Here is a 5,704-nt window from a genome sequence, read left to right on the forward strand (position 1 = left end):
CGGCCGCGGTGCTCGCCGGCCGCACCGGCCTGGCCGAGCTGGCCGCGCTGGTGGCCGGCGCGCGGCTGGTGGTCAGCGGGGACACCGGGGCGGCCCACCTGGCCACCGGCTACGGCACCGCCTCGGTGGTGCTCTTCGGGCCGGTGCCGGCGGCGCACTGGGGCCCGCCGCCCGACCGCCCCCGGCACCGGGTGCTCGGGCCACCGACCGTGCCGGGACCGACGCGGATTGGCCCTCTTCCGGTGGGGTAGGAACCCACCCGACGTTGGCGGCCATCGAGGTCGACGAGGTGGTGGCGGCCGTGGACGAGGCGGAACGGGCGGTGCGGGTCTCCGGTGCGATTGCGGCGTAGTGATCCGGGCAGGCCGGGGTACGGACGCCGGCGGCGCGGCAAGGGCTGGCTCTTCGTCGACGCGAAGGGCGATCCGGTGCGCGACCCCGACGAGCTGGCCCGGCTGCGGGAGCTGGTCATCCCGCCGGCCTGGCGGGACGTGTGGATCTCGCCGTACCCGAACGGGCACATCCAGGCCACCGGGATCGACGCGGCCGGGCGCAAGCAGTACCTCTACCACCCGAAGTGGCGGGAGAAGCGGGACGAGGCCAAGTTCGACCACGTGCTGGAGGTGGCCCACCGGCTGCCCGTGCTGCGCGACCGGGTCGCGCACGACCTGGCGCTGCGCGGCCTGCGGCGGGAGCGGATCCTGGCCACCGTCGCCCGGCTGCTCGACATGGGCACGTTCCGGGTCGGCAGCGACCAGTACGCCACCGGCGAGGACGCCACCTTCGGCGTCTCCACCCTGCGCCCCGAGCACGCCCGCTCGCGGGGCGGCTGCGTGGTCTTCGAGTTCCCGGCCAAGGGCGGCATCGAGCAGGTCCGCCGGATCGAGGACCCGGAGCTGTGCCGGGTGCTGACCAACCTGCGCCGCCGGCGGCGGTCCGAGGAGCGCCTGTTCGGCTACTGGGACGGCCGGACCTGGCGGGATGTGCGCAGCGACGAGGTCAACGACTACCTGCGCAACGCCAGCGGCGGGGAGATGACCGCCAAGGACTTCCGTACCTGGCACGCCACGGTGCTGGCCGCCACCGAGCTGGCCACGTTCGGCCCGCAGCGCTCCACGACGGCCCGCAGGCGGGCGGTGGCGGCGGTGATGCGCTCGGTCGCCGAGCTGCTCGGCAACACCCCCACGGTGGCCCGTACGTCCTACGTGGACCCGCGGGTGGTCGACCTCTACCACGACGGGGTGCTGGTCCCGGTGGAGCCGGACATGCCGCGTGAGGCCGTGGAGAAGGCCGTCCTGGTGCTGCTGGAGGAGGAGGCGGCCTGACCGGCCCCGCCGTCGGTCCTGGGGGAAAGCACGACGGGGCCGGAGACCGGTACGGCCGTCGAGGGCGGGTGGCTGGCGTTACCGGGCGGTCGCCCGCGGCTGAGCTGCCGCGGGCGCCTCGCCACGGCCCCCCGATACCAGCGGGCCGCGCCGGTCGCCCGGCCGCCGGCCCGCCATCAGTATGTCCGCTCCGAGTTGATTGCGGATGCCGCGGTGTTGACGATCCGTGCCGGTTGCCGGTGGCGGGCCCGGTACGCCTGGGGGGTCTCGGCGTACGAGGCCCGGAACGCCCGGCTGAAGTGGGCCTTGTCGCGGAAGCCCCAGCGGGCGGCGATGAGCTGGATCGGCCGGTCGCCCAGCGCCGGGTCGGCGAGGTCCCGGCGGCACCGCTCCAGCCGCTCGTCCCGGATGTACGCCGCGACCGTACTCTCCTCGGCCTCGAAGAGCCGGTGCAGCGACCGGACCGAGACGTGGTGCGCGTCGGCGATCGACTGCGGGCTCAGCGCGGCGTCGCCCAGGTGCTGGCGGACGTGCGAGCGCACCTGGGCCAGCAGGGCCCGCCGTCGCACCTCGGTGGGCACCGCGTCCTCGGAGACCAGGTGCCGGCCCAGCAGGGTGGAGATCAGGTCGAGCCCGACGCCGCCCAGCCGCTCCGCGTCCGCCGCGTGGTACTGCTCGGGATGGCCGGTGAGCTGGATGAGGTAGTTCGACAGCAGCGCCCCGATCCCCTCGGTGCCGGACATCCGTCCGGCGAACAGTGGGGCGAGCCGGCGACGGGCCAGGGGCAGCGCCTCGTACGGGATGAAGGCCACGATCGAACTGGCGGACTGGTCGCCGTCGTCGCCGTGGTGGCTGAGCTCCTGCGGGCGGGCGCAGTCGTAGAAGGTGAAGTCGCCGGGGCGGCAGACGCCGCGCTGCCCGTCCTGGTCCGCGATGCCGGTGCCGGCGAGGGTCAACGCGAGCACGTAGTAGTCGGCGTCGGAGCGCTGGATCAGCTTCCGGCTCCGGACCCCGTCCAGCGAGGGGTAACGGTGGCGGACCAGCTGCATCGGGCCAAGGTCGAGGAACTCCGACCGCGCGACGAAGTTGTCGGCGTGCTCGGTGCGTACCCGCATGAGCCCGGGCGTGCCGGCGAGCATGTCCAGCCACAGCCCGAAACGGTCGGCGGCGGGCACCTGCTCCGTGTCGAAGATCTGCCGCTTCATTTCCGTGTCCATGCCCGACCCCCGTGGTTGGTCACCCTTCATGAAGCAGGACGCCCCACGAGGCCGGGAGTTGGCACCCGTGGGGCGTGACATTTCCGTCATTGACGGATGTGAAATCCTCTGTTAGGAGTCCGTTCAGTCGTTGAGCACGTGCGAGAGCCGGTCGCGGAAGCGCCGCTCCGAGTCGCTCACCACGTCGCCGCCCAGGCCCAGGATGCCGCCGGTGGAGGCGGCGCCCACCACCTGCTCGGCGATCTCCACCAGCCAGTGCCGGTACGCGCCGGCCTGCCCCTCGTCGATCTTGGCGGCGAGCAGCGCCGACGCCTGCCCGGCCCGGCCGAGCACGTCCTCGATCATCGCCTGCGGGTCGTCCGGGGTGATGACCGGAAGTTCGGCGCCGGCCTCCGGGTCGCCGACCCGGGAGACGACCTCGCCGGCGACGGCGGCCACCAGCGGGCTGGCCGACTCGCGGCCCGCGGCGATGGTCTCCAGCCCGGCGGCGTTCTCGGCCATGGTGCGCTTGGTGCCGTCGGACTCGGCCGCGGCGGCCGCGGTGAGGACCGCCTGCGGCAGACCGACCAGCAGCCCCCACTCCTCGTCGGAGAAACCGAACCCGGTGTACGCCGGCTGCTCGATCACGATCAAGCCCCTTTCGCCGTGGTCGTCGTTGTCGACGGGCACCGCCCCCGCGGTGCCCGGGTCAGGCTAGTCCAGCTCCAGCAGGCCCTGTTCGGACACCACGCGGACGGACAGCGTCTTGTAGCCCACCTCGTCGAAGAGCACCGTCATCTTGTCCTCCTCGTAGCTGAGCACCAGGCCGGCGCCCCACTCCGGATGCCGTACCTGGCTGTGTACCGGGAACGGGCCGACGGCGCCGTCATCGGCGACGCTGGTGCCGGCGTGGCAGTTGTCGCAGTGCCCGCAGACGGCACTCACCTGCTCGCCGAAGTAGGCCAGCAGCGCCTGCCCCCGGCAACCGGTGGTTTCCGCGAAGGCGCGCATCATGTCGGTGCGCGACCGCGTCACGGTCTGCTGCCGTTCCGCCTCGGCGAGCGCGGCCCGGCCGGACTCGGCCGCCGCCGGGGCGTACCGGGAGGCGGCGATCCGCTGCCGGGCGCGGGGCTCCGCGGCGCCCACCTGCTCCAGCAGCGAGAGGTACTGGCCGAGCTTGCGCGGCCCGAGCCCGGTCAGCTCGCGCAGCTCCTTCTTGGTCCGGGCCTGCTTGCGCAGCAGGGCGGCGAGTTCGGCCAGTTCCCTCTCGTCGGGCAGGCCGCCGCTGAAGTAGCGCTGGAGACCGATGTCCTCGGCGCGCCAGAGCAGCAGCACCCGGGCGGGCGCGCCGTCCCGGCCGGCCCGGCCGATCTCCTGGAAGTAGCTGTCCGGCGAGTCGGGCAGCGCCGTGTGGACGACCCAGGCGATGTTCGGCTTGTCGATGCCCATGCCGAACGCGGAGGTGGCCACCATGATCGGCACCTGGTCGGCGAGGAACGCCTCGTGCAGGTCGTTGCGGGCGTTGGTCGGCATCCCGCCGTGGTAGTACTGCGCCGGGAAGCCCGCGTCGGTGAGCCGCTGGGCCAGTTCCTCGGCCGCCCGCCGGGTCGGCACGTAGATGATTCCGGGCCGTTCGTCGTCGCGGAGCAGCGCGACCAGTCGGCGCCACCGGTAGTCCTCGGTGGGGCAGTGCGCCACCTCGAGGAAGAGGTTGGGGCGGTCCAGCCCGGACACCACCACCTCGGGGTCGCGCAGCCGCAGCCGGGCGACGATGTCGTCGCGGACCGGCGGGGAGGCGGTGGCGGTCAGCGCCACCACCGGCGGTCGGCCGATGCCCTCGACGAGGTGGCCGAGCGCCAGGTAGTCCGGGCGGAAGTCGTGCCCCCAGGCGGAGATGCAGTGGGCCTCGTCGATCGCGACCAGCGCCGGCTTGAGCGCGCGGACCTCGGCGAGCCGGTCCGGGTTGCTCAGCGCCTCCGGGGTGATGAACAGGAACTCGGCCCGCCCCGCCCGGATCTCCTCGATCGCCTCGGCCTGCTGGGCCGCGGTCTCGTCGGAGCTGATCCGGACGGCCCGCAGCTCGGGGCGTTGCCGCTCGTTGAGCGCGGCGATCTGGTCCTGCTGGAGGGCGAGCAGCGGGGAGATGACCACGGTGGGGCCGGGGATCAGGCTGGCCGGGATCTGGTAGATCGCCGACTTGCCGGCGCCGGTGGGGAGCACCACCAGGGCGTCGCGGCGCTTCATGACCGCGCGCATGGCGGCCAGCTGGTTGGGCCGGAGGGCGGTCCAGCCGAAGAGGCTCTTGGCCGCGCGGCGCAGGGTCGTGGAGTGCGTGGTCAGTCTCATCAGTGGCCGCAGGTACCCCTGGCGATCACCCCCGAAACCGGGCGGGGTTGACGGTCGCCGACGTGGCCATTCATTATGAATGCTCGTTCATGAACAAGCGTTCATCAGGAGGCGGCGTGCGGACCATCCAGAACGAGCAGCAGGAGCGGGCCTGGAACGGCTACGAGGGCCGGCACTGGGCCGACCACCAGCGGCGGTACGACGCGATCAACAGCGGCTTCAACGAGGCACTGCTCGCGGCGGTCCGGCCCGGCGACCGAGTGCTCGACGTCGGCTGCGGCACCGGCCAGCTCACCCGGCTGGCCGCCCGCCGCTGCGGTGCCGGCGCCGCCCTCGGGGTGGACCTCTCCGCGCCGATGCTGGACCGCGCCCGGGCCTCGGCCGCCGCCGAATCGGTGGGCAACGTGGACTTCGTCCGGGCCGACGCCCAGGTCCACCCCTTCCCACCGGCGGCCTTCGACGTCGCGCTGAGCCGGTTCGGGGTGATGTTCTTCGCCGACCCGGTCACCGCGTTCGCCAACCTCGGCCGGGCGCTGCGCCCCGGCGGGCGGCTCGCCCTCGTCTGCCTCGACGACATCCGCCGGGGAGACCTGGGCGCGGCGCTCGCGCCGCTCGCCGCACACCTGCCACCCACCGGCAGCGACGGCACGGCGGTCGGCGAGCCGCTCTCCCTCGCCGACCCCGCGGTGGTGCGGGCCGTGCTCACCGACGCCGGTTTCGTCGACGTGGAGTGCGCGCCCCGGCAGGAGCCGGGCACCTGGGGGCGGGACGCCGCCGACGCCGCCGCGTTCCTGGCCGGCTGGGGGCCGGTCCGGCACCGGCTCGAACCGCTCGACC

General features: G+C 73.8%; 5 protein-coding genes and 1 pseudogene. 3 read left to right on the forward strand and 3 right to left on the reverse strand.

The genetic code is table 11. The annotated features are described in order from the left end of the window. Together B0E53_RS32370 and B0E53_RS32375 are read left to right on the forward strand one after the other, a co-directional pair. Positions 1-352: pseudogene (locus tag B0E53_RS32370) on the forward strand (glycosyltransferase family 9 protein); the annotation flags it as partial. Then, positions 336-1,325, forward strand: a complete 990-nt coding sequence (locus B0E53_RS32375; protein ID WP_107079440.1) for a DNA topoisomerase IB — start codon at positions 336-338, stop codon at positions 1,323-1,325. The pseudogene B0E53_RS32370 and the gene B0E53_RS32375, both read left to right, overlap by 17 nt. A 176-nt stretch (positions 1,326-1,501) precedes the next feature. Here B0E53_RS32375 and B0E53_RS32380 read toward each other — a convergent pair whose 3' ends face one another. From B0E53_RS32380 to B0E53_RS32390, 3 genes are all read right to left on the reverse strand, one after another. Continuing rightward, positions 1,502-2,542 (reverse strand): helix-turn-helix domain-containing protein, encoded by a 1,041-nt coding sequence (locus B0E53_RS32380; protein WP_107079441.1) that lies wholly within the window; start codon positions 2,540-2,542, stop codon positions 1,502-1,504. A gap of 123 nt (positions 2,543-2,665) precedes the next feature. Then, positions 2,666-3,169: a hypothetical protein gene (locus B0E53_RS32385; protein WP_107079443.1), complete on the reverse strand. Its 504-nt coding sequence runs from the start codon at positions 3,167-3,169 to the stop codon at positions 2,666-2,668. A 66-nt stretch (positions 3,170-3,235) separates the two neighbouring features. Continuing rightward, the gene (locus tag B0E53_RS32390; protein ID WP_107079442.1) at positions 3,236-4,867 is read right to left on the reverse strand and encodes a RecQ family ATP-dependent DNA helicase; all 1,632 of its coding nucleotides are present in this window, start codon (positions 4,865-4,867) and stop codon (positions 3,236-3,238) included. 116 nt (positions 4,868-4,983) lie between these two features. On the opposite strand from B0E53_RS32390, the gene B0E53_RS32395 reads away from it, so the two are divergent. After that, positions 4,984-5,704: methyltransferase domain-containing protein (locus B0E53_RS32395; RefSeq protein WP_210406300.1), on the forward strand; the 721-nt coding region annotated here is incomplete at its 3' end.

It is taken from the genome of Micromonospora sp. MH33 (assembly GCF_003013775.1).
In the GTDB taxonomy this organism is placed as follows: Bacteria; Actinomycetota; Actinomycetes; order Mycobacteriales; family Micromonosporaceae; genus Micromonospora; species Micromonospora fulviviridis.

What these genes read in the sequence shown, in the direction of transcription:
- B0E53_RS32380 (WP_107079441.1), bottom strand. Translation starts at nt 2,542, where the DNA reads ATGGACACGGAAATGAAGCGGCAGATCTTCGACACGGAGCAGGTGCCC.
- B0E53_RS32390 (WP_107079442.1), bottom strand. Translation starts at nt 4,867, where the DNA reads ATGAGACTGACCACGCACTCCACGACCCTGCGCCGCGCGGCCAAGAGC.